This is a genomic window from Streptomyces jeddahensis (genome assembly GCF_001642995.1).
Lineage (GTDB): Bacteria > Actinomycetota > Actinomycetes > Streptomycetales > Streptomycetaceae > Streptomyces > Streptomyces jeddahensis.
Genome location: NZ_LOHS01000018.1, coordinates 1 through 20,804, shown reverse-complemented (window position 1 = coordinate 20,804; position 20,804 = coordinate 1). Strand labels below are relative to the sequence as shown.

22 protein-coding genes, 1 tRNA gene and 1 pseudogene are annotated in these 20,804 nt (G+C 71.0%); 14 read left to right on the top strand and 10 right to left on the bottom strand.

Annotated features, from left to right (window positions below; all coding sequences use genetic code 11):
- Positions 1 to 198: 198 nt before the first annotated feature.
- A complete protein-coding gene (locus STSP_RS01050; protein WP_067270724.1) occupies positions 199 to 1,509 on the bottom strand; it encodes a hypothetical protein in 1,311 nt (436 codons plus the stop codon).
- 471 nt (positions 1,510 to 1,980) lie between these two features.
- Here STSP_RS01050 and STSP_RS01045 point away from each other — a divergent pair.
- From STSP_RS01045 to STSP_RS01025, 5 genes are all read left to right on the top strand, one after another.
- Positions 1,981 to 2,055: transfer RNA gene (locus STSP_RS01045), tRNA-Val, on the top strand.
- A gap of 227 nt (positions 2,056 to 2,282) precedes the next feature.
- The gene (locus tag STSP_RS01040) at positions 2,283 to 2,879 is read left to right on the top strand and encodes a TetR/AcrR family transcriptional regulator (RefSeq protein WP_067270771.1); all 597 of its coding nucleotides are present in this window, start codon (positions 2,283 to 2,285) and stop codon (positions 2,877 to 2,879) included.
- Positions 2,876 to 3,238, top strand: a complete 363-nt coding sequence (locus tag STSP_RS01035) for a DoxX family protein (RefSeq protein WP_332835342.1) — start codon at positions 2,876 to 2,878, stop codon at positions 3,236 to 3,238. The genes STSP_RS01040 and STSP_RS01035 overlap by 4 nt, the downstream gene beginning before the upstream one ends.
- Before the next feature lie 85 nt (positions 3,239 to 3,323).
- Positions 3,324 to 3,734, top strand: a complete 411-nt coding sequence (locus STSP_RS01030) for a VOC family protein (protein ID WP_067270719.1) — start codon at positions 3,324 to 3,326, stop codon at positions 3,732 to 3,734.
- Positions 3,735 to 4,092: 358 nt separating this feature from the next.
- Entirely contained in the window at positions 4,093 to 4,323 is a 231-nt protein-coding gene (locus tag STSP_RS01025; protein WP_067270715.1) for a response regulator transcription factor, read from the top strand.
- A 128-nt stretch (positions 4,324 to 4,451) separates the two neighbouring features.
- On the opposite strand, the gene STSP_RS38985 is transcribed toward STSP_RS01025, so the two are convergent.
- Together STSP_RS38985 and STSP_RS01020 are read right to left on the bottom strand one after the other, a co-directional pair.
- Positions 4,452 to 4,628, bottom strand: a complete 177-nt coding sequence (locus STSP_RS38985; RefSeq protein WP_157902759.1) for a hypothetical protein — start codon at positions 4,626 to 4,628, stop codon at positions 4,452 to 4,454.
- A 307-nt stretch (positions 4,629 to 4,935) separates the two neighbouring features.
- On the bottom strand, positions 4,936 to 5,280 hold the full coding sequence (locus STSP_RS01020) for a hypothetical protein (protein ID WP_067270712.1): 345 nt from the start codon (positions 5,278 to 5,280) through the stop codon (positions 4,936 to 4,938).
- A 213-nt stretch (positions 5,281 to 5,493) separates the two neighbouring features.
- On the opposite strand from STSP_RS01020, the gene STSP_RS01015 reads away from it, so the two are divergent.
- Positions 5,494 to 5,994: an FBP domain-containing protein gene (locus STSP_RS01015; RefSeq protein ID WP_067270709.1), complete on the top strand. Its 501-nt coding sequence runs from the start codon at positions 5,494 to 5,496 to the stop codon at positions 5,992 to 5,994.
- 117 nt (positions 5,995 to 6,111) lie between these two features.
- Positions 6,112 to 6,375, top strand: coding sequence for a DUF2277 domain-containing protein (locus STSP_RS01010; protein WP_067270706.1), 264 nt, complete (start codon positions 6,112 to 6,114; stop codon positions 6,373 to 6,375).
- 162 nt (positions 6,376 to 6,537) lie between these two features.
- Here the strand turns inward: STSP_RS01010 and STSP_RS01005 are convergent, their stop codons facing one another.
- From STSP_RS01005 to STSP_RS00990, 4 genes are all read right to left on the bottom strand, one after another.
- Positions 6,538 to 6,993 (bottom strand): DoxX family protein, encoded by a 456-nt coding sequence (locus STSP_RS01005; RefSeq protein WP_067270704.1) that lies wholly within the window; start codon positions 6,991 to 6,993, stop codon positions 6,538 to 6,540.
- Positions 6,994 to 7,051: 58 nt separating this feature from the next.
- Positions 7,052 to 9,172 (bottom strand): FAD/NAD(P)-binding protein, encoded by a 2,121-nt coding sequence (locus tag STSP_RS01000; protein ID WP_408646218.1) that lies wholly within the window; start codon positions 9,170 to 9,172, stop codon positions 7,052 to 7,054.
- Positions 9,173 to 9,393: 221 nt separating this feature from the next.
- Positions 9,394 to 11,040, bottom strand: a complete 1,647-nt coding sequence (locus STSP_RS00995; RefSeq protein ID WP_067270763.1) for an alkaline phosphatase D family protein — start codon at positions 11,038 to 11,040, stop codon at positions 9,394 to 9,396.
- A 132-nt stretch (positions 11,041 to 11,172) separates the two neighbouring features.
- Positions 11,173 to 11,817 carry an HNH endonuclease family protein gene (locus tag STSP_RS00990; RefSeq protein ID WP_067270701.1) on the bottom strand — a complete coding sequence of 215 codons (645 nt, stop codon included), beginning with the start codon at positions 11,815 to 11,817 and terminating at the stop codon, positions 11,173 to 11,175.
- Positions 11,818 to 12,226: 409 nt separating this feature from the next.
- Between STSP_RS00990 and STSP_RS00985 the strand changes: the two genes are divergently transcribed.
- Positions 12,227 to 12,811, top strand: coding sequence for a TMEM165/GDT1 family protein (locus STSP_RS00985; RefSeq protein ID WP_067270698.1), 585 nt, complete (start codon positions 12,227 to 12,229; stop codon positions 12,809 to 12,811).
- A gap of 121 nt (positions 12,812 to 12,932) precedes the next feature.
- Entirely contained in the window at positions 12,933 to 13,601 is a 669-nt protein-coding gene (locus STSP_RS00980) for an HAD family hydrolase (RefSeq protein WP_067270760.1), read from the top strand.
- 95 nt (positions 13,602 to 13,696) lie between these two features.
- Here the strand turns inward: STSP_RS00980 and add are convergent, their stop codons facing one another.
- Entirely contained in the window at positions 13,697 to 14,737 is a 1,041-nt protein-coding gene (add, locus tag STSP_RS00975) for an adenosine deaminase (protein ID WP_067270695.1), read from the bottom strand.
- Positions 14,738 to 14,794: 57 nt separating this feature from the next.
- Between add and STSP_RS41075 the strand changes: the two are divergent.
- Positions 14,795 to 14,893, top strand: a pseudogene (locus STSP_RS41075) (IS5/IS1182 family transposase); the annotation flags it as partial.
- 377 nt (positions 14,894 to 15,270) lie between these two features.
- On the opposite strand, the gene STSP_RS39895 reads toward STSP_RS41075, so the two are convergent.
- Positions 15,271 to 15,483 (bottom strand): peptidoglycan-binding domain-containing protein, encoded by a 213-nt coding sequence (locus tag STSP_RS39895; RefSeq protein ID WP_232789476.1) that lies wholly within the window; start codon positions 15,481 to 15,483, stop codon positions 15,271 to 15,273.
- 40 nt (positions 15,484 to 15,523) lie between these two features.
- Between STSP_RS39895 and STSP_RS39890 the strand changes: the two genes are divergently transcribed.
- Both STSP_RS39890 and STSP_RS00965 read left to right on the top strand, forming a co-directional pair.
- Positions 15,524 to 15,793 carry a hypothetical protein gene (locus tag STSP_RS39890; protein ID WP_232789475.1) on the top strand — a complete coding sequence of 90 codons (270 nt, stop codon included), beginning with the start codon at positions 15,524 to 15,526 and terminating at the stop codon, positions 15,791 to 15,793.
- Between the two features lie 759 nt (positions 15,794 to 16,552).
- Positions 16,553 to 18,625 carry an MFS transporter gene (locus STSP_RS00965; protein WP_067270694.1) on the top strand — a complete coding sequence of 691 codons (2,073 nt, stop codon included), beginning with the start codon at positions 16,553 to 16,555 and terminating at the stop codon, positions 18,623 to 18,625.
- Between the two features lie 64 nt (positions 18,626 to 18,689).
- Here STSP_RS00965 and STSP_RS00960 read toward each other — a convergent pair whose 3' ends face one another.
- Positions 18,690 to 19,256 carry a GNAT family N-acetyltransferase gene (locus STSP_RS00960; protein WP_232789474.1) on the bottom strand — a complete coding sequence of 189 codons (567 nt, stop codon included), beginning with the start codon at positions 19,254 to 19,256 and terminating at the stop codon, positions 18,690 to 18,692.
- Positions 19,257 to 19,576: 320 nt separating this feature from the next.
- Here STSP_RS00960 and STSP_RS00955 point away from each other — a divergent pair, with 320 nt between their 5' ends.
- Positions 19,577 to 20,275 carry a hypothetical protein gene (locus STSP_RS00955; protein ID WP_067270691.1) on the top strand — a complete coding sequence of 233 codons (699 nt, stop codon included), beginning with the start codon at positions 19,577 to 19,579 and terminating at the stop codon, positions 20,273 to 20,275.
- A 5-nt stretch (positions 20,276 to 20,280) separates the two neighbouring features.
- Positions 20,281 to 20,583, top strand: a complete 303-nt coding sequence (locus tag STSP_RS00950; protein WP_067270689.1) for a hypothetical protein — start codon at positions 20,281 to 20,283, stop codon at positions 20,581 to 20,583.
- Positions 20,584 to 20,804: the final 221 nt, after the last annotated feature.

The following is a 20,804-nucleotide window of genomic DNA, read 5'->3' as shown; positions in this document are numbered from 1 at the left end:
GGCCTCGGGCGCCGACTGGAGGCCACGGCCTCGGCCGCCGACCTGGAGGCCACGGGCGTCGCGCGCCGACCCGGAGGCCGCGTCGCCAACCCCGGCGGTCGGCGACGGCGGGACGCGGACGGCGACGGCGACGGTGGACGGCTGGCCGTACGAGGGCCCAGGCCCCGGCGACGGTGGACGGCGCGCCGTACCGGCCCTTCAGGCCCCCGCCGCCCCCCGCTCTTCCCGGATCTGGCCGACCACCCGCGCCACCGCCCGCCGGACGGCCTCTGTCTCCGTCAGGAAGTGCCAGTAGTCGGGGTGGCGCCCCTCCAGCGTGGCGATGGCGCGTTCGAGACGGGCGACCGAGTCGTCCAGCGGTCGCGCATGCCGGGGATCGGGCGTATGGCGGCCCGCCATCGCCAGTCGCTGGGCGTCGCGGATGGCGAACCGGGTGCGCTCGATCTCCTGCTGCGGATCCTTGGCGACCGCGTTGAGCCGCTGAAGCCGGTCACCGGCGGCCGAGACCGCCTCGTCCGTCGCGTTCAGCAGCGCCCGTACCGTGGACAGGAGCGAGGTCGCGTCCGGCCAGCGCTGCGCCTCGCGCGCCTGCTGCGCCTCCCTCAGCTTCAGCTCGGCCTGCCGGACGTTGTCCTCCGCCTGCTCCGGCACCCGCTGCAGGTCCTGCCAGCACGCGGCCGTGAACCGGCGCCGCAGCTCGCTCAGCACCGGGTCGACCTGCCCCGCGCGGGTTGTCAGGGCCTGCGCGCGCGTCCGCAGTGAGACGAGCCGGCGGTCGATCTCGGCGGCCCTTTCCGGCAGCCGCTCGGCCTCGGCTCGCACGGCCTCCGCGTCGCGCGCCACACGCTCGGCCCGCTGCAGGGTCTCCGCTACGCCGTGCCGCCCGGCGCCCTGGTTTAGTTTGGTCAGCTCCGGTCCGAGGGCGGCCAGCCGGGCCGCGAGATCGTCGGCCTTCAGCCCCGCTCCGCGTACCGCATCGAGGGCGTTGCTGGCGGCGAGCAGCGACTGCCGCGCCCGCTCGACGGCCGGGGCGAGGCGCGCCAGCTGCGTCTCGGCCTTGTCGAGCAGCGGCCCGAGCCCCTCGGAGAAGCGGTCGAGGTCCTTCTTGACCTTGCCGAGCTCGTCCCTGGCCCGGGTCAGCTCGGTCCGCGCACGCGCCGCCACCGACGCCTCGAGATCGTCGCGGTCCAGGTCATGGGCGTCGACCGCGGTGATGTACTGCAGGCTGGCCTCGTCGATACGGCGGCCCAGCGTCTCGAAGTCGGACACCGCCCGCCGGGCCGCGGGCGAGTCGTCGACCGCGGTGATCGTCTCTATCGAGATCCGCAGATCGCGCTGGGCCGTGTCCAGCTCGTAGAACGCGGCCGCGGCGGCATCCTTCGCGGCCTGCGCCTCGGCCCGCTGACTCTCCCCGCGCCCACCGAACCACCGCCGCGTACCGCCACCGGCGAACGCGGCGGGGAGCACGGCCGCGAACAGGGGGAGGGGAAGGAGGATCAGGGCAGCCATGTCGAGGACGGCGGCCGCGGGGCGAAGCGGGGAACCCGGGCGGGGACGGAGGCCGGCACGGGGACGGAGGTCGGCGCCTGGACGGAGGACGGCGCCTGGACGGAGGCGGGCGCACGGTCGGAGGCGGGCGCCTAGACGGAGGCCGGGACGGAGCCCGGGGCGACGGGAACGCACGCGCGGAGTGCGCGGCACAAATGCTTCATACGGCTGTGGTGTGTCCGGCTGTGGTTCATACGGCTGTGGTGTGTACGGCTGCGAAGGTGTCGCCGTCACGTCCCTCTCCCGTGCTGTCATCCGCCCTGCCCCGTGTCATTCTCCCACCGGTTAAGGACGAACACACGGGCCGGTTAGTTCGCGCTGCGCAGGGTGACTTCGCCGTCAGCGGGCCGCACGGACGCCGCATCGCCCGCCTTGCCGCGATACGGGTTTGCAGGGCAGGGGCGCGGGCAAGGTAGGCTGTCGACTCGTCCCGGGCGCGTAGCTCAGCGGTAGAGCGCTGCCCTTACAAGGCAGATGTCGGCGGTTCGAAACCGTCCGCGCCCACCAGTACGAAGGCCCCCAGCCGATCGCGGCTGGGGGCCTTTGACTCCACGTGTGTACTCGCCCCGTGGGCTCCCGCCCAAAGTCGCTCCGCCGACCTCGGACGCCATGACTCGATCGACTCTCCGGCCGCCTGGCAGCGCGTCGAACAGCTGACCACCTCAACTGCCTCCCATCTGCACCCATTCGTCGAGCGGTTGCCACCAGGGCCAAGTCCTCGCTACGTTATGAACGTGTTCATTGAACGTGTTCAGTCTCGTGCAGAGCGGCGGCAGCTCTCGAGGGAGAAGGTGCTCGCAGCCGCGGAGCGACTCTTCCGCGAGCAGGGCTTCGACGCGACGACCGTCCGGCAGATCGCCGCCGAGGCCGGGCTCAGCGCGGGCAGTGTGATGGCGGTGGGCGACAAGCATGGGCTGCTCGTTGCGATCTTCGACGGCTGGATCGATGCCGTGCATCGAGAACGCGACCGAGGCCGATCTGAACAGCCGTCGGCCGACACGGTCGACGACGTCATCGCGTTGATCGAACCGTTCGTTGACTACTTCGCGCTCGACCTCGAGCTGTCGCGCGAATACGCGGCGACGATCGTGCGTGGCCGACACGACTCTGCGATCTTCCAGAACCTCGGACTGACCCTGATCGGCGAGATCCAGCAGGTGCTCTCGCGAGCGGGGCACGACGAGGACGATGCGGGCAGGGCAGCCCGATCGATCTACTTCGCCTACCTCGGCATCCTGATGACGGTGTCGAACGGGGCGCTTCCCGATGACGTCGGGCGCGAGGGGTTTCGCGACGTCGTCAGCCTCATCGTGAACCGACCGGAGAAATGATGTTCCACGTCCCGAATCTTTGGTGGCCCACGGCACTGCTTGCCCTCGCCCTGCTTGTTGACGCGTTGCTATCGATCCGTCCACCGGCCTTCATTCAGGGCTGTCTCGACGGGGTAGGCCTGCCCCGCGAATGGTGGTGGACACTCATCGTGATCAAGCTGCTCGCCACGGCAGGCCTTGTCGCTGGACTGGCGTACGACGGGATCGGTCTCGCGGCGAACGTCGGGGTTGTCGCCTACTTCCTGTGCGCCGTCTACGCCCATATCCGGGCACGGTTTCTCCGGCAGGAGTTCTGGCTGAACTGCCTGGGCATGCTCTCTCTCGCGGTCGCCGTCCTGACCGTCTCGTACGTCGTCTGAGAGTGATGGTGAATAGCTGCATACTTGGCCAGATCGGTCAGGAATCGAGAAGCGTGCGTCACGGAGCCGCCCTAGCCTGATCGTCATGGACATCACCATTCACACGAGCTTCCTGCCGCATGACGACCCGGACGCGTCCCTGGCCTTCTACCGCGACATCCTCGGCTTCGAGGTCCGCAGCGACGTCGGACAGGGCAAGATGCGCTGGATCACGTTCGGCCCCGTCGGCCAGCCCGACACGTCCATCCTCCTGGCGCCGCCGGCCGCCGACCCCGGGGTCACCGAGGACGAGCGCCGCACCATCGCCGAGATGATGGCCAAGGGCACCTACGGCTGGATCCTGCTGGCCACCCGGGACCTCGACGGCACTTTCGAGAAGGTGCTGGCCGGCGACGCCGAGGTCGTCCAGGAGCCGACCGAGCAGCCGTACGGCATCCGTGACTGCGCCTTCCGTGATCCCGCGGGCAACCTGGTCCGCATCCAGGAGCTTCGCTGAGCCGTCAGGTCATCCACATGGGCGGAAGGGGAGTTCCCTGGCCTGGCGTGAGGAGAACGAGCTGCGGGGGGCGCGACCTCGTGCGCGACGGCCGCTGGTTCGGCTGACCGCCCTCGGTTGACCGCCGCAGACACTCGCCGGCTCAGGACCGCCGCGCACTCGCTGCGGCGGTCAACCGAGCCAGCGGACGTGCCCTGTGACACGTCTGTGACAGTCGGCGGACACCGTCGTGAAGTGGGGCAGGCAGGCTTTTTCGAAACGGAACAAAAAGAAGTATTCGGACATAAGCCTCCTGTTTCCGAGGGTGTGAGCAGTGATGGCCGAGCCGAGCCGATCCCGATCTGCCGGAGGAGATCCGATGAGCCTCGCCCTCGCCACGCCGTACGCCGAAGCCCCCGCGCCTGCGCTGGCTCCGCGTGAGCAGGAGACGCTGCGACACATCGCCGCAGGTCGCACCTACCTGCAGACGGCTCGCCACATGGGGCTCTCGCAGCACACGGTGGACGCCTATCTCCGCCGCATCCGGGCCAAGCTCAACATCAACAGCACGGCCGAGCTCACCCGGCTGGCCGTCTCCCTGGGGATGTGACGCTCGACCGACTCAGCGCGACGGCAGCGCAGAGGTCAAGTAGACGTCAATACAGACGGCAATGCAGACGTCAATGCGGGCTCACGCCGTAAGCGTGAGCCCGCATCGGTGCAGTGTCGGCAGGGGCGTCAGTCCAGGTCCCGCTCGATCTGCTGTTCTCGGACCTGCTCCTGGCGCTGGGTCTCGAGGTTCTGCACGGTGTAGCGCGCCTGCTGCCCGCTGCCCTGGACGTCCTGGATCACGCCCGTCTGCTTCTGGTTCATCTCGTCCCGGTATTCCACCCGGTCTCCCTGGCGGTGCGGCATGGTTGCCTCCCAGTGTGATGTCTGTAGGTCGGAGAAGGCTGGCCCGGCACGTCACGGCGGGCCGCCCCCGTCCGTGCGCCTGCGGCTCCGAGGCGCCTTGACCAGCACACCTCCGCCCCGGTGGCGCGGCAACCGCTGTCGGCCGAACAGGGGAAATTCCGGGCATCCGCGGCGTGTCTGCGTGCTGCGGACCCCCGGGTTCGGGGTGTTTGGTCATACGTGTCAGTCGGCGCCGCTCATGACGCCGGTCGCCGTCGCCGTCCCTCGTGGCGCCAGCCGCCGTCGCCGCCCGTCCCCTGAAAGATGCTCAGCCCTTGTCGGCCGACGGCTCCCCGTGTACGTGCTTCAGCTTCATGCGAGCCTCCACCACCTCCGGGCCCGACACGTCCGACCAGAAGCGGTGGCACGTCACGAACACCGCGAGTTCCTGCTCCCGTTGGCGGAGCTTCTCCACCTCCGCCTGCTCGTCCGCTGTCCAGCCGGGGGAGGCGGGGCGCTCCACCTTGCGCCAGCCGGTGTCGTCGCTGAAGCCGTCCAGGGGCTCGACCGACCAGGGCAGCCGCTTCAGCAGGGCCAGGAGCTCTGCCCGGACCTGATGCAGCTCCTCCTGGCCGGCTAGGAGGTCGCTCGGGAAGTCATGGGTCGCAGCCACGCGGCAATGCTACGCCTGTTCGAATTTTGGATGCGAGTTCCTTATGGGAGTTCATGCGAACGTGTCGATCCGGGCGTAAGCCGTACGTTCCGATCCAGGTCAGGCGGCTAGAGCATGTGGCCGGCGAGTGACCGGTGCCCGGAAACGGCGAGTGACCGGTGCCCGGAAATTCGGAAGACCTCCGCAGTCGCCCGCTGCTAGCGTCGCCTGATCATGGAACCGATCGACGAGACAGCCATACGCGCGTCCTTCGCGAACTGCTCGAAGGGCGAGGCGAAACGCATCAGCCTTCCTCGGGAGCTGTCCGAACTGCCGTGGGCGGACATGGACTTCCTCGGCTGGCGCGATCCGGGCGCGCCGGACCGCGGATATCTCGTTGCGGTACGTGACGGTCGGCTCGTGGGGGTGACGCTCCGTGCGCCGCAGGGCATCCGGCGCGGCTTCACCAAGACGACCGTGTGCTCACTGTGCCTGACGGGGCATCCCGGCACCGGGGTGTGCCTGCTAGTGGCGCCCCGAGCGGGGGCCGCGGGGCGGCAGGGGAACACCGTTGGGGCGTACGTGTGCGCAGACCTGGCCTGCTCGCTCTATCTGCGAGGCAAGAAGCAGACAGGTCTGAAGGTGCCGTACGAGGAGACCCTGCCGCTCGAGGACAAGATCGAGCGAACCCTCACCAATCTGGGGGCGTTCCTCGACAAGGTCCTCGCCGGCTGAATCCGGAGGAGGTCAGTCCCGCCCTGGCGCCGGGCCCCGCCCTGGTGCCGGTCGCCGCCCCGGTGTCGGGCCCGAGTGTCGGGCCCGATTGTCAGTGGCCGGGGTGACACTGGACGCATGTGCCGCAGCATCAAGACGCTCCGTCCGCCCGTACTCCCCGAAGAGGCCACCGAGGAGGAGATACGGGCCGCCGCGCTTCAGTACGTGCGGAAGGTCTCAGGTTTCCGTGCGCCGGCCGCCCACAACCGGGAGGTGTTCGAGCGCGCTGTCGACGTGATCGCCGAAGCGACGGCAGAGCTGCTCGCCGGACTGGAGGTGCGGGGGCGGCGGTCCGACGGGACGGCCCCGACGGCGGCGGCCGTCGCGGCCGACACCGCTTGACGCCCCGACCCGGGGGGCGACCGCGCGCCCGCGAAGGCGGCGGCCGCCGGGGCCGACCGTGCCTGACGCGTCCCGCTTGACGCCCACCCCCGCGCGTAGTGCGGGAGCAGGCGCCACCGTGCCGTGATCAAACGGTTCTGGCAGGCCGGTCAAACGGTTCTGTCAGGCCGTGACCGGTGAGCGTCCGTCCCTGGCCCTCGCTGTATCCCGCGAGCCGCGGGACGCGAAGAGGCGGTCCAGGCCGAGCGCGCCGGAGCCGGTGAAGACCAGCAGGAACATCGCCCAGCAGAACAGCGCCGCGGGCTCGCCGCCGTTCTGGATCGGCCACAGCGCCCCGGGCTGGTGGACCTTGAAGTACGCGTACGCCATGGCGCCGGACGCGATGAACGCCGCGAAGCGGGTGCCGAGGCCGAGCACGACCAGGCTGCCCCCGACCAGCTCGATGACGCCCGCGTACCAGCCGGGCCAGGTGCCGGAGGGGACGGTGCCGCCCTGGCCGTCCGCGCCGCCGAGGATGCCGAAGAGCTTGGAGGCGCCATGGCAGGCGAAGAGCAGGCCGATGACGACACGGAACAGGCCGAGGGCATAGGGCTGGGCGCTGTTGAGACGTCCAGTCATGGTGAGGGAACTCCTTCGGGTGGGGACGTAACGGAGCGAGCCCACAGATTAGGCATCCCTAATCAATGCTTGCAAGTTCAACATTCGGCCACCGCCCCGCTTCGGATACAGCTTCCGTTCTCACTTCAGTTGCCGCTGCTTCCATTTCCGTTGCCGCGTCCGGACTCGCTTTCGCGTCCACTCCCGTTCCCGTGCCCGTTCCCGTGCCCTCGCGCCCGCCGGCCGCCGTGCGCAGTACCTCACGGGCCACGGCGTCGGCGTCCGACAGCGTGACCGAGTCCACTCCCGGCCTGGCCCCGGCCGCGGTCACCCAGTGCACGCCCTCGGTAGGCACCCCGAAGGCGAAGCGTCTGGGGTGGGGCCGGCCCTGCCGGTCGATCAGACGGTACGGGCGCGGCGTTACGTCCAGACCACCCGTTTCGTAACCACCGATGGAATGGGGCCGGCACTGGCCGGTCTCCAGCAGGCGCGCGAGCAGCTCGTCGGCCGTCCGCCGCAGGTCGGGCTCCGGCAGCCGCGCCTCGACGAGCGTCGTGACGCGGACGGCGGAGCCGGGCACATCGGGGGAGTGCGCGGCGAAGGCGCCCTCCACCGGCCGCACCTCCAGGCGCGGCCCCAGTACCTCCAGCACGCCCGCCTCGATCAGGGCGGCCATCTCCTCGATACGCCGCCGGGGCGGGCCGATCGACAGGAAGGCGTTGAGCGGGGTGTACCAGCGGTCGAGGTGGTCGCGGCGCGAGGCACCGGTCAGGCCCCCGTGGTCGACGATCTGCCGCAGCTCGTTGCGCAGGTCGCGCAGCACGTCCAGGGCCGCCTTCAGCGGGCCGGCGACATTGCCGAGCGCCGCCTGCGCCGCGTCCTCGCGCAGATACGCGAGCAGCCAGTCGCGGAAGTCGCCGGGGCCGGAGAAGGAACGGTCGCGGTACGGGCGCGCAATCCGGTCCCACGACCAGCGATCGCCCGCCGCGACACCGAACTCGTCCAGGACGAGGGCCTCTTGGGCGCTGCCGTACGGCGTGGCGAGAAAACGATCCCGGAAGCGAAAACGATCCCGGAAGCCCCCTGGCGCCGGGGCATGAGAGCGTTCCAGGCGTTCCGGGGCGAGCAGCGCCTCGTAGTAGACGGTCTCCACTTCCTTGGCGACCAGCGGCCATATCTCCGTCAGGAAGTCCGGCGGATCGCCGGAGTCCGCGCGCTTGCGGAAGCCCGCTATCGCCTCGGGCGTCAGGACGGCCGGCTGGTGCCGCCCGTAGGGGCCCTTGGCGTTGTCGCCGCGGGCCTGGTACGGGACGCCGCGCCGCGATCCCGCGTACAGCCGGGGCTCGCGGCCGGACGGCAGATACCGCAGCCCGCGGTCGCCGCGCTCGTAGCGGCCGCCGCGCACCTCGGTCAGCAGGGCCATGTGGTCGAAGAAGTTGAGCCCGAGGCCCCGCAGCAGCACCGGCTCGCCGGGGGTGATGGCCGACAGGTCCAGGTCGGCGGGGTTGGCGGGTGGCAAGTGGCGCAGGCCGTGCCGCCGCGCGTGCCGGGCGAGCCGCTCCTGCGCGGGGTCGCCGACGAGCGGCAGGTGGCCCTGGGCGAGCACCACGGCCGAGAGGCCGCGCAGTTCGGCGCCGCTGTCCAGGACGAGGTACTGGCGGCCGTCGGGTTCGTCGTCGAGCTTGACCGCGCGCGCCGCGTGCACCTCGACCCGCACCTCGGGCGGCGCGGCACGCACCACCTCGCCGAAGACCCACTCCAGATAGCGCCCGTAGCAGGCGCGCGTCGGATAGTCGTCAGGACCGAGCCCGTACGCCGGGCCTCTGCCGTCCATGTCGCCGAGGTCCCCGCCCGTCCCCCGAGTGCTGCGCCCGGCGGCCCACTCGTACAGGCTCGGGCCCGGTCGTATCGGCCCTGAGCAGTCCACGCTGTCGTCGGTGAACAGCGTCACCTGCGAGGCGACCGTGTTCATCAGCAGTTCGGGCGGCTGTGCGGTCCGCCAGACGCGGCCCGCGCCGGGCGGTGAGGGGTCGACGACGTGGACCGTCAACCGCGTCCCGGGCAGCAGTTCGCATACGGAGGCGCAGAGGCGCTCCAGCACGCTGGTGCCGCGCGGTCCCGCCCCGACGAGGGCGACGGCTGCACGGGTCCCCCGGGGGCCGTCGGCAGGTCCTGAGGGGTGGGGGATCGCGGCAGTCAAAAGCGTGGCTCCCGGAGCATGTGGGGCTGCGTGCGGTGCGGCTGTTCGGCGTGTGGTGCGGTGGCTGCTGTCGTACCAGAGCCCGCTGGAAGCGGACGGTCCGGCTCATCATGCCGTCGCGACCGCGGACAGCCCTACCGATTGACGGATGACCGGCCCCAGGTGTGGGCCGTCTCACGGGCAACACACAGCATCACAGGCATCGCGTCCCATGTCGGGCATCACGGGGTGAGTACGGACTCCTCCACCGCCTCCAGCCGTGGCCCGCCGCCCTGCCGCCCGGCACGCGCCTGCTCCAGCCGCAGCGCCGCCGAACGACCGCGCATGGTCAGCGTCATCAGCTGGTTGCCGAACCAGGGACCGCCTGTCTTCCGCCAGGTGATCGAGGGCTCCCCGTTACCTCCGTGCCGTGCGAACCGCCGTCCCAGCGCCTGGCCCATCCGGCTCCAGCCGAACCGGAAACCGATCCTGATCGACGCCGGAATGGAGTTGTGCACAGGCGAGCACGTCAGCTGCAGCACCCGGGCATCCGGATCGCGCCCGTCCGGCCAGGACGGCTCCGCGACATACGCATGGTGGACGTCCCCGGACAGGACGCACACCGTAGCCGGCGCTCCCGGCCCCGTGCCCACCTCGGCGATCAGTGCGGTCAGCGCATCGAACGACGCGGGAAAGGCCGCCCAGTGCTCCAAGTCGGCGCGTCGGCGCAGGTCTTCGGCCATCCGTGCCCAGCGCGGGCCCCGTTCGCCGCGGCACAGCGCGGCGTTCCACGCCTCGGCGTCATGGACGAGCGGAGGCAGCAGCCACGGCAGCGACGTGCCGATCAGCAGATGGTCGAAGGATCCCCGGGAATCCAGGGCCTGTTCGCGCACCCAGCGCTCCTCGTCGGCGTCGAGCATCGCCCGGTTGTCCTCGTCCAGGACGCGCGCCGCGCGTGTGTCGATCATCAGCAGGCGCACGCGGCCGAAGTCCCGGCGGTAGCTCCAGCGGACCGACGCGGGATCGGCATCGGCGCGGGCGGCGAAGGACCGCAGCGCCTCGGTGCCGTCGGGCGTGGCGCGGACCGCCGTATACACCTCGTCCCTCTCCAGCTCGTCCGGCGGGAGATTGCCGAGGTGCTGATGGACCCAGTACGACATGAGGCCGCTCAGCAGGCGCTCGCGCCACCAGGGCGTGGCCCGCATCGCGGCGAGCCAGGACTCGCTGGTGTTCCAGTCGTCGATCACGTCGTGGTCGTCGAAGATCATCAGACTGGGGACGGTGGAGAGCAGCCAGCGCATCTCGGGATCGAGCCACGACTCGTCATACAGGTGCGTGTACTCCTCGTAGTCGGCGACCTGGGCGCCGGGCGGTTCGCGCAGATCGCGGCGCGAGGCCAGCCAGCGTCGGGTGGCCCCCGAGGTCTCGTCCGCGTACACCTGGTCGCCCAGGAGCAGCAGCACGTCGGGCCGCTCGGCGGCGGGGTCCGCGGCGAGGCGGGCGGCCAGGGTGTCCAGCGCGTCAGGACCCACCGGGTCCTTCTCGTCGGCAGGCGCCGCGGCCCACCGGCAGGACCCGAAGGCGACGCTGACCTGCGAGACCTGGGCATCGGGCGTACGGATCGTGCTCGGCGGGAACGGCGAGTCCGGCAGCGGCCACACACTGCTGCCGTCGAGCGTGACCTCGTACGCCGTCTCGGTGCCGGGTGTGAGGCCGGTCACCGGGACGAGCGCGTAGTGATGCCCGGCGATCTGGAACGTGCGCGCCCGGCCCGACGACCCGTCGGCGCAGCGCACCTCGGCCGTGCACGGGCGGCTCGCCTCGACCCACACGGTCGCCGACGAGCCGTCGACATATCTCAGCAGCGGTCCCAGGCGCAGCCGTGCCATGGTGATCACCCTCCTCCGTCGCCCCGTACGGTACGGAACGACGGAGGCCGGCGGGCAGGTTCCGGTGAACGGCGGCCCACGATCGGCGGCCGCTCAGGGTGATCGATTCGGCAGATGCCGAGAACGATCGATTCAGCAGCCGTTGAGGATGCTCGTCAGGGCGCTCTTCTCAGCCGAGTCCACGGAGAGGTCGTAGTAGTACTTCACCTGGACCCAGGCGCGGGCGTAGGTGCAGTGGTACGTGGTGCGGGACGGCATCCAGGTGGCCGGGTCCTGGTCGCCCTTCGCCTGGTTGACGTTGTCCGTGACGGCGATGAGCTGAGGGCGGGTCAGGTCGTTGGCGAAGGCCTGGCGGCGGGATGTGGTCCAGCTGTCGGCGCCGGAGTCCCAGGCCTCGGCGAGCGGGACGAGGTGGTCGATGTCCACGTCGGACGCGGCGTACCAGGTCGCGCCGTCGTAGACGGAGTACCAACTGCCGCTCGTGGCGGCGCAGCTGGAGTCCTGTACGACGTTCGTGCCGTCGCGCTTGAGGACGACCTCACGGGTGTTGCAGGCCCCCGACTGCGTGATCCAGTGCGGGAACAGGTCCCGGTTGTAACCGGTGCGGTCCTCGGTCGCGACGGTCAGTGAGGCGAGGTAGGTGCGGGCTGTGGCGGCGCTCACAGGGGTGGGGAGGGCGGCCTGGGCTGCCGGACCGGTGAAAAGTCCGGTCATGGCTATCAGCCCGGTGAGGCCGGCGAGTATGCTGAGTCGTCGACGCGCGTAGATCTTGGGCATGCGAACTCCCTTGAGGTGGGGGGCAGTTGGGCGTGCAGGCGCGTTCAGGGTGACGGCGCCAGGTTTCGAACAGGCGCGCGCCAGGTGAGAAGTTAATGACGAGAACATGACACAACAAGGGGTGTGACGGTCCCGGTTGCCGTCATCCCGGGACCAATGGCCCGTACACGTGATGTCCTGGCGTCCCGTACGATGGACGGCGCGGAAGGGGAGTAGCCCGATGCCGGACCGTCGACATACTGCTCAGCTCGTCTGAGCCGGCGCCCGGAGGCAGGCCCTAGTGGCCGGCCGGTGAGACCTTCGGCAAGCAGTGCCCGTGCACACGTCCGTGTGCGTCCATGCGCGCTGCCATGCCGAGGTGTCGCATGTGAGCAATCTCCCGGCGGGTGGCCCGACCGATTGAGGAACCTTGATCAGCATCAGCGTGATGGCGCTCGTCTTCGGCGTCGTCTTCCTTGCCGAACTGCCGGACAAGACCGCCCTCGCCGGGCTCGTCCTCGGCACGCGCTACCGCGCCTCGTACGTCTTCGCCGGTGTCGCCGCCGCCTTCGCTATCCATGTCGCCCTCGCCGTCGCGGCGGGCAGTGTCCTGACCCTGCTGCCGGACCGGATCCTCCATGCCCTCACCGGCGTGCTGTTCCTGGGCGGCGCGGCCATGCTGCTGATGCAGAAGCACGACGACGACGGAGAAGAGATCCGCAAGCCGGAGGACCAGAGCTTCTGGAAGGTCTCGGGCGCGGGTTTCATGCTCATCCTGGTCGCGGAGTTCGGCGATCTCACCCAGATCATGACGGCCAACCTCGCCGCCCGCTACGACGACCCGCTCTCCGTCGGCCTCGGCGCCGTGCTGGCGCTGTGGGCGGTGGCCGGCCTCGGCATTCTCGGCGGCAAGGCACTGATGAAGCGGGTGCCGCTGGCGCTCATCACCAAGATCGCGGCTCTGCTGATGCTGGGGCTCGGCGTGTGGAGTCTGTACGAGGCGGTGGCGGCTTGACGGATTCGTTTTGTATCGTGGAGGAACAAAGTGGCTCCCGCCCGTTTTCCCTGACCGGCGGGCGGGGCCGCTTGACCTCCCGGAGCGCCCTGTCCGGAACCACTCTCTTTGGAGCATGCCGATGACGGCACACGACACCACCACCGTTCTGACCGCCCGTGCCCTTCTCTTGGACATGGACGGGACCCTCGTCAACTCGGACGCGGTGGTGGAGCGGTGCTGGCGGCGCTGGGCGGAGGGGCACGGGCTGGACTTCGACGAGGTCATCAAGATCGTCCATGGCCGGCAGGGGTACGCGTCCATGGCGCTGCTGCTGCCGGACCGGCCCATGGAGGAGAACTACGCGGACAACGCGCGCGTACTGGCCGAGGAGACCGCCGACGTCGAGGGCATCGTCGAGATCCCGGGCGCCGGCGCGTTCCTCGCCTCCCTCGCGGGGCTGCCGCATGCGCTGGTGACCTCGGCGGATGTGGCCCTGTCCACCGCGCGTATGGCCGCCGCCGGGCTGCCCCTTCCCCCGGTCCGGATCACCGCCGAGTCCGTCGGCGCGAGCAAGCCGGATCCCGAAGGGTTCCTGAAGGGGGCCGCCGAGCTGGGGATCGACCCGGCCGACTGCCTGGTCTTCGAGGACTCCGAGGCGGGGATCCTCGCGGGGCGCTCCGCGGGGATGCGGGTTGTGGGGGTCGGGGCCCGGGCGGCCCAGTACGGGCCCACGGTCCATGTGGCGGACCTGTCCGGGGTGCGGGTCGAGTCCGGGGTGGACGGGGAGATTCGGGTGCAGGTGGGGTGACGGGTGCCGGGGGGTCACCGGGGCGTTCCTCGGTGCCGGAAAACCCGGAGCTGAAGGTTGTCCCGCAATCTCGGTCGCTTGTTCCCGATGGCTGCTTACGGGTGCGTCAGTCGTGGTGGCTCTTGGCCTGCAGGTGTCTTGGCATGGTCAGGGGTGTTCAGCCAGTCGCGGATGAGTGTGATGGCTTCGTCCACGAGGGTGGGCGGGGCGCCGGAAGACTCGATTGAGGTGCGGGCTATCGCGGCGAGTTGGTGGTCGCTGAGGGCGAAGGCTGTGCGGGCTGTTTCGTACTCCTCCAGCAAGCCGGGGCCGAACAGGAGGGGGTCGTCGGCGTTGACGGTGCAGCGGATGCCTGCGTGCAGCAGCAGTGGGAGGGGGTGGGCGGACAGGGACTTCACGACGCCGAGGGCGACGTTTGAGGTGGGGCAGACGTCGAGGACTACGCCTTCCGCAGCCAGGCGGCTGAGGAGCGCTGGGTCCTCCACCGCTCGTACGCCGTGGGCGATGCGTTGCGCGCCGAGCACGTCGAGTGCGGCGCGAACGCTGGCCGGGCCGGCGAGTTCGCCTGCGTGCGGGGCGGAGATCAGCCCGGCCTCTCGGGCGATGGTGAATGCCCCGGCGAACGGCTCCGGAGCATATCGGGCCTCGTCCCCGGCCAGGCCGAAGGCGACCACCCCGTTGTCTGCCCGGCGGGCCGCGAGCCGGGCGGTCGCGATGGCCTCGGAAGGATCGGCGTTACGCCGGGCGAACATCACGACGCCGAAGCCGATACCTAGCTGGGCAGCCGTTCGGCGGCCTTCGTCGATCACCGCGTCCAGCACGTCGAGTGCGGCGTGCGGATCGGCCTCGTAGGTCAGGGGGTTCACGTGTGGCTCGACCCATACCGCTCCGTCCGCGGCGGCGTCCTCGACCACCTCCCGCACCAACCGCAGCAGGTTCTCCCGCGGGCCCTCGCGGACCAGCCGCGCGGCGACACGGTACAAGGGCCCGAAGTCCTCGAACGACGCGAAGCCGCCGCCCAGGTCCGGCGGTTCTTCGCCATACTCACCGGCCAGTTCCGCGAGCGTGGCAGGGCGCATCGCGCCCTCGAGATGTAGATGGAGATGGGCCTTCGGCAGACCGGCCAGGCTTCGCATGGCGCATCACTCTACGGCCATGCCGATGGTGATTATTTGAAGTGCGACGATCACCATGTGACTGGTGTGATTGCGGCGTCGGAGCCCGCAGTTGTTCGGCCGGGCAGGCCCTGGAGCCTGCCGTTGGAGGACCGCGTGCTGCTGGTGGCCGCCTACTGACGCGCTGGCGCGGCACGCGTAAGGCCCTCTCTCGCCCCGCGCGACGCGAGAGCAAGAGGGGGCCACAACCCGCAGCCGCCCTACGGTCTGAGGGGACGTGCCGGTGTGTCCGCCCGCAGTGGCCGGTGCTTCTTTCGGCTCCCTGACGACGAACGGTAAGGCGCCGGACCGAGGACGGACATACCGGCGCGGCCCCGCCCCAAGATGGGCGGGGCGTGTCCCGAGGCGGGGGAGCCTCGCGCGGAGAGGTCGGCCCGGGACGGGCGGGGCGTGTCGCGACGCGGGGAGCCAGCCGGGGACGTCCGTGACGGGCAGGGGCCCCGAGCCAGAGGCGAGGGGCTTCGTGGGGCCGAGCCCGACGCCGTCGGGCTCGGCTACGGCTCCGTCGTCTCGCTCTCCAGGCTCCGCCGCGTCTGCGGCCCGTACGTCCCGTTCTCGCGGATCCCCCGAGCCCGCTGGTAGCGGCTCACCGCATCCTCGACCGACCGGTCGTACACGCCGTCCGCCTCCCCCGTGTACAGCCTCAACTGCTGCAGCCGCTGCTGCAGCTCGACGACCTCCGGCCCCTCGTCCCCCCGCCGCAGCACCTGCGAACCCGTACCCCGCTCCTCGGGCGTCGAGCTGACCGTGCCCGTCGCCGGAGTCGCAAAGGGCGACGGAGCCGCCGCCGTACCCGCCGCCGACCGGGCCGACGGCGCCGTGGCCGACGTGCTCCCGCTGCTCGAGGCGGACGGCGACGTCGATCGGTCCGGCGATGGAGCCGCCGACCCCGAGTCCGACGCCGACGCCGAGGCGGACCCGGACGTGCCCCGCGACGTCGGTGCCGGGTCGACCAGGTCGGGCGCGCTGGTGCGGGTGTCGTCGGGGAGTGCGCTGTCCCGGTCCGGCTTCTCGTAGGAGAACAGGCCGCTCGCGAAGGCGCCGACAGCCAGTACGGCGACCACCGACCCCACCGCGCCGGCCAGCGCGAGACGCCGGCGCATCGGGGACCCGCCGACCTGTTCGTCGTACGGCTCATACGGTCCGGGAGCGGCACCCGGCGGTTCCGCAGTCGGGCCTTCGGCCGCCGGATGTTCCGCGAAGGGCCCAGCCGCCGTCGAGAACAGGCGAACGTCCGCCGGCCTCGGCGCGGCAGCCGGCCCTCCCGTCGGCACGGCCGCTCCCGGCGGGACCGGCGTCCCGGGCACCACCGGCGCCCCGGGCGGGACCGCTGCCCCCACCCCAACCGTGGCGGCCCCCTCCGGACCACTGCCCGACGGCGCGCCGCCCCCCGACCCCGACGGTGCGCCACCCCCGGAACCCGGCGCGGCGTCCCGCTCGGACAGCGAGACGTACGGCCGGATACGCAGCGGATCGAAGTCCTCCGCCGCGGCCGCATCGGCGGACCGGGCGTCTCGCGCGGCCTGCGCCGACCTCTCGGCACATGTGCAGGCGGCCGCCCCTCCCGCGTCTCGTGCCATGCCGCATTCAGGACACTGCTGTCCGCTCATGCTCACGCTCACTCTCCGGACCCCTCCCCTATGAGCTCCAGCGATTATGCAGATCCGGCCATGGACGGCGCACAGGCTTCCGAGGACTCAACGGACTCAACAGGCCATAACGGGTGACACCTACCACGATGGAAAGGAACAGGCCCCAGGCCACCAGGAGGTGTCCATGTCCCAGGACGTGAGCGACACGCACCCGGCCCGGCCCGGCATGGGCCGGGACGAGCATGTCAAGGGCGGCGTGCTCGCCTCGATCGGCGCGCTGCTGCTCGGCATGCTGCTCGCCGCGCTCGACCAGACCATCGTCTCGACGGCGCTGCCGACCATCGTCAGCGAACTCGGCGGGCTCGAGCACCTGTCGTGGGTGGTCACCGCGTACCTGCTCGCCTCGACGGCCGCGACCCCCCTCTGGGGCAAGCTCGGCGACCAGTACGGCCGCAAGAAGCTGTTCCAGGCGGCCATCGTGATCTTCCTGATCGGCTCGGCGCTGTGCGGCATGGCGCAGAACATGCCGGAGCTCATCGGGTTCCGCGCGCTCCAGGGCCTGGGCGGCGGCGGCCTGATGGTGCTGTCGATGGCGATCGTCGGCGACATCGTGCCGCCGCGGGACCGCGGGAAGTACCAGGGGCTGTTCGGCGCGGTCTTCGGCGCGACAAGCGTCCTGGGACCGCTGCTCGGCGGGCTGTTCACGCAGCATCTGAGCTGGCGCTGGGTGTTCTACGTCAATCTGCCGGTCGGCGTCGTGGCGCTCATCGTGATCGCGACCGCGCTGCACATCCCGCGGCGCGCCGCCCAGCACACCATCGACTACCTGGGCACGTTCCTCATCGCCTCCGTCGCCACCTGCCTCGTCCTCGTCGCCTCGCTCGGCGGCATCACGTGGGCGTGGGGCTCGCCGCAGATCATCGGGCTGGCCGTGCTCGGCGTGGTGCTGGCCTTCGCGTTCGTCGCCGTGGAGCGCAGGGCCGCCGAGCCCGTGCTGCCGCTGAAGCTGTTCCGGATCAGGACGTTCACGCTCACCGCGGTGATCAGCTTCGTCGTGGGGTTCGCGATGTTCGGCGCGATGACCTATCTGCCGACGTTCCTGCAGGTCGTGCACGGCATCTCGCCGACCATGTCGGGTGTGCACATGCTGCCCATGGTGTTCGGACTGCTGCTGGCCTCCACGGCGTCCGGCCAGATCGTCAGCCGCACAGGCCGCTGGAAGGTGTTCCCGGTCACCGGCACCGGCATCACGGCGCTGGGACTGCTCCTGCTGCACCAGCTCGACGAGAACAGCGGCACGGGCGAGATCAGCGCGTTCTTCTTCGTGTTCGGCTGCGGACTCGGCCTGGTCATGCAGGTGCTGGTGCTCATCGTGCAGAACGCGGTGTCGTACGAGGACCTGGGCGTCGCCACGTCAGGGGCCACCTTCTTCCGCTCCATCGGCGCCGCGTTCGGTGTGGCCATCTTCGGCACGATCTTCGCGAACCGGCTCGGCGACAAGCTGACGAGCGCGTTCGCAGACGTCCAACTTCCGCCCGGGATCACGCCGCAGACGCTCGAGGCCGACCCCCGTGGCATCGCGCGGCTCCCGGAAGCGCTGCGGCCCGCGGCCCTGCAGGCGTACGCGTCGTCGATCACGGACGTCTTCCTGTACGCGGCGCCGGTCGCCCTCGTCGCCTTCGTCCTGGCCTGGTTCCTGCACGAGGACAAGCTGCGCGGCTCGGTGACCGCGCCCGACGCGACCGAGACGTTCGCCAGCAACCCCGTCGAACGGTCGTCGTACGACGAGGTGGCGCGCGCTCTCTCGACGCTCGGTACCCGCGAGGGGCGCCGCGAGATCTACGAGAAGATCACCGCGAAGGCCGGCTACGACCTGCTGCCCGCGGCGAGCTGGCTGCTGCTGCGCATCAACCGCCACGGCTCGGCCGAGCCCGCCGTGCTCGCCGAGCACAGCGCCGTACCGCTGACCATCATCACGGCCGCGGCCCGCCAGGTCGAGGAGCGGCACCTCGCCGTACGCGAGGGCCTGACGCTCGTCCTGACGGAACAGGGACGCCGGGTCGCCGAGCGACTGGCGAAGGCCCGCGAGGAGTCCCTCGCCGAGCTGCTCGGCGACTGGTGGACCCGCGACCGCCCCACCGATCTCACCCAGCTCGTCCGGGAGCTCAACGCGGAGCTGTGCGGCAGCGACGCGGAACGGCCGCACGACGGACCGGTTCACAAGGGGCCGCACCCTGGTGTCGAGGCGGGCGTCTGAGGCGGCCAGCTGAGTTGTCAGCCAGCTGCGTCATCAGTCGGCTGGAGCGGTAGCCGGCTGAACCTCAGTCGGCGGCTGGGAGATCCTTGCTGAACCAGTGCTCGGCGTATTCGTTGCTGTTGTACGCCTCGATCTCCTCGTATCCGCGGCGGGCGTACAGCGCGCGGGCCTCCACCAGGTCGTGCCGGGTGTCCAGGACCATGCGGCGGGCGCCGAGCGCGCGGGCCGCGTCCTCGGCCGCCGCCAGCAGGAGGACCGCGCCGCCCCTGCCACGCATCTCCTTGCGTACGAAGAACCGCTTCAGCTCACCCGTCGAGGCGTCGAGCAGCCGCACACCGGCCATGCCCGCCGGCTCCCCGCCGTACCGCGCGACCAGCAGCACCCCGCCGGGCGGGGCGAAATCCGCCCCGGTGTCCGCCGCGATCTCCCGCTCCAGCTCGTCCGGCGGAGTCGACCGCCCCTCGTGGAGCTCGTACCAGCGGTCGCTGACCTCCGTGTAGTACGCGCGCCAGAGGGCGGCGGCCACGGGAGAGCTGAAGGCCTCCGAGGCGACGGTCCAGGTCCCCTGTGCGGTGTCGGTGTCGGTCGTTTCGGTGGTGTGAGCAGCGGTCGTGCCCGTCGCGTCGGTCATGACGCTCATTGTCGGCGGGGGACGGGCGGCGGGCACAAGCGGATTACGGACGGGGCCCGGAGCAGGGCGGGCGCCGTTTGAGCGGCGGGATCCGGGCAACCCGCCGCAGGGACAGTAGCTGTGACAGACCCAGGCGACAGGCGTACCAAGCACCAGGCGTACCAAGCCGCAGACGCCCAGACGCCCAGACGCCCAGACGCCCAGACGCACCAAGCCGCAGACGCTCAGACGCACAGACGCACCAAGCCGCAGACGCTCAGACGCACAGACGCACCAAGCGGCAGACGTACCCAGCGACAGACCCAGGAGGGCAGCCGGCCATGTCAGGCACCACCATCGCGTTGATCGTGATCGCGGTCGTGATCGTGCTCGCCGTCATCGGCGCCTTCGTGGCCAGCGCCGTGCTCGGGAGCTCGCGCGGGCTGAAGCGGCGCTTCGGACCGGAGTACGAACGGACGGTCGCCCGCCACGACGGCGACACCAAAGAAGCGGAACGCGACCTCGCCGACCGCGTGAAGCGGCACGGCTCACTCCGTACGCGCCCCCTGGAGGCCGCCGCGCGGGACGGATACGTATCCCGCTGGAACTACGCCCAGGAGCGTTTCGTCGACTCGCCGGGCGACGCGGTGGCCGAGGCCGACCGGCTGCTCGCCGAGGTGGCGGCCGCGCGCGGGTTCCCGGACGGCGTGCACTACGAGGAGCAGGTGGCCGCCCTGTCGGTGCACCACGGCCCGCACGTCGACGGCTACCGCCGGGTGCACCGGGTGGCACAGGCCGGGACCGCCGCACCGCAGGGCAGCGGGGCCGGTACGGAGGAGATGCGCGCCGCCCTGCTCGACGCTCGGGCCCTCTTCGACGATCTGGTGGCGGAAGACGGCGCCCGCGGGCCCCGTGACCACCGTCGCCGCACCGGCCGCAGCGGCGCGGCGGATGACGCGAGCCGCTCCGGCCAGGACCACGGGGTCGGGCGCTTCCATGCCCTGTGGGGGTTCAACCGGCACCACCCGAAGAGGAGTTGAGCGGTATGGCCGATTACGAGGGTGTGGGCGGGCTGCTGCCGCCCGATGAACGCGAGAAGCTGAGTGTGCGTCTGCAGCACGCCGTCAGCGCGTTCGTCGACAGCCCGAGGGGAGCGGTCGAGGAGGCCGACGAGGTCCTGCACGAAACGGTCAACCGCTTGACGAAGACCCTCGCCCACCGCCGCCGTACGATCCGCACCGCCTGGCAGTCCATGGGCGAGGGCGAGGAGCGTACGGCGGACACCGAGCAGCTGCGGCTGGCGCTGCGGGACTACCGGGAGACGGCGGAGCGGCTGCTGCGTCTGTGACGGGCGGGCTGCCGGGCCCTGAGGGCCCGATCCCCGGGCGGGGCGGTCCGCGGCGAGCGGCTCGCGATGCGACGGTGACCCGGCAGCGATGTGAGACAGGTCCGCCGGTCGGTGGCGGCGGCCGGCGGACCGCCTGCGAGCGGCCCCCTGCGTCCTGGCGGGGGCCGCCTGCGAGTGGCTCGCCTTGCGCCGTCGAGCGTCTGCGGCGCCGTCGTGGCTGG

Bases quoted from the DNA above. Each gene is read 5' to 3' on its own strand.
- STSP_RS00980 (WP_067270760.1), top strand. From the start codon at position 12,933: ATGACGGCACACGACACCACCACCGTTCTGACCGCCCGTGCCCTTCTC.
- STSP_RS01010 (WP_067270706.1), top strand. From the start codon at position 6,112: ATGTGCCGCAGCATCAAGACGCTCCGTCCGCCCGTACTCCCCGAAGAG.
- STSP_RS01050 (WP_067270724.1), bottom strand. From the start codon at position 1,509: ATGGCTGCCCTGATCCTCCTTCCCCTCCCCCTGTTCGCGGCCGTGCTC.
- STSP_RS00965 (WP_067270694.1), top strand. From the start codon at position 16,553: ATGTCCCAGGACGTGAGCGACACGCACCCGGCCCGGCCCGGCATGGGC.
- STSP_RS38985 (WP_157902759.1), bottom strand. From the start codon at position 4,628: ATGCCGCACCGCCAGGGAGACCGGGTGGAATACCGGGACGAGATGAAC.
- STSP_RS00960 (WP_232789474.1), bottom strand. From the start codon at position 19,256: ATGACCGACGCGACGGGCACGACCGCTGCTCACACCACCGAAACGACC.
- add (WP_067270695.1), bottom strand. From the start codon at position 14,737: ATGCGAAGCCTGGCCGGTCTGCCGAAGGCCCATCTCCATCTACATCTC.
- STSP_RS00955 (WP_067270691.1), top strand. From the start codon at position 19,577: ATGTCAGGCACCACCATCGCGTTGATCGTGATCGCGGTCGTGATCGTG.
- STSP_RS01030 (WP_067270719.1), top strand. From the start codon at position 3,324: ATGGACATCACCATTCACACGAGCTTCCTGCCGCATGACGACCCGGAC.
- STSP_RS00990 (WP_067270701.1), bottom strand. From the start codon at position 11,817: ATGCCCAAGATCTACGCGCGTCGACGACTCAGCATACTCGCCGGCCTC.
- STSP_RS01015 (WP_067270709.1), top strand. From the start codon at position 5,494: ATGGAACCGATCGACGAGACAGCCATACGCGCGTCCTTCGCGAACTGC.
- STSP_RS01025 (WP_067270715.1), top strand. From the start codon at position 4,093: ATGAGCCTCGCCCTCGCCACGCCGTACGCCGAAGCCCCCGCGCCTGCG.
- STSP_RS01005 (WP_067270704.1), bottom strand. From the start codon at position 6,993: ATGACTGGACGTCTCAACAGCGCCCAGCCCTATGCCCTCGGCCTGTTC.
- STSP_RS00995 (WP_067270763.1), bottom strand. From the start codon at position 11,040: ATGGCACGGCTGCGCCTGGGACCGCTGCTGAGATATGTCGACGGCTCG.
- STSP_RS01035 (WP_332835342.1), top strand. From the start codon at position 2,876: ATGATGTTCCACGTCCCGAATCTTTGGTGGCCCACGGCACTGCTTGCC.
- STSP_RS00950 (WP_067270689.1), top strand. From the start codon at position 20,281: ATGGCCGATTACGAGGGTGTGGGCGGGCTGCTGCCGCCCGATGAACGC.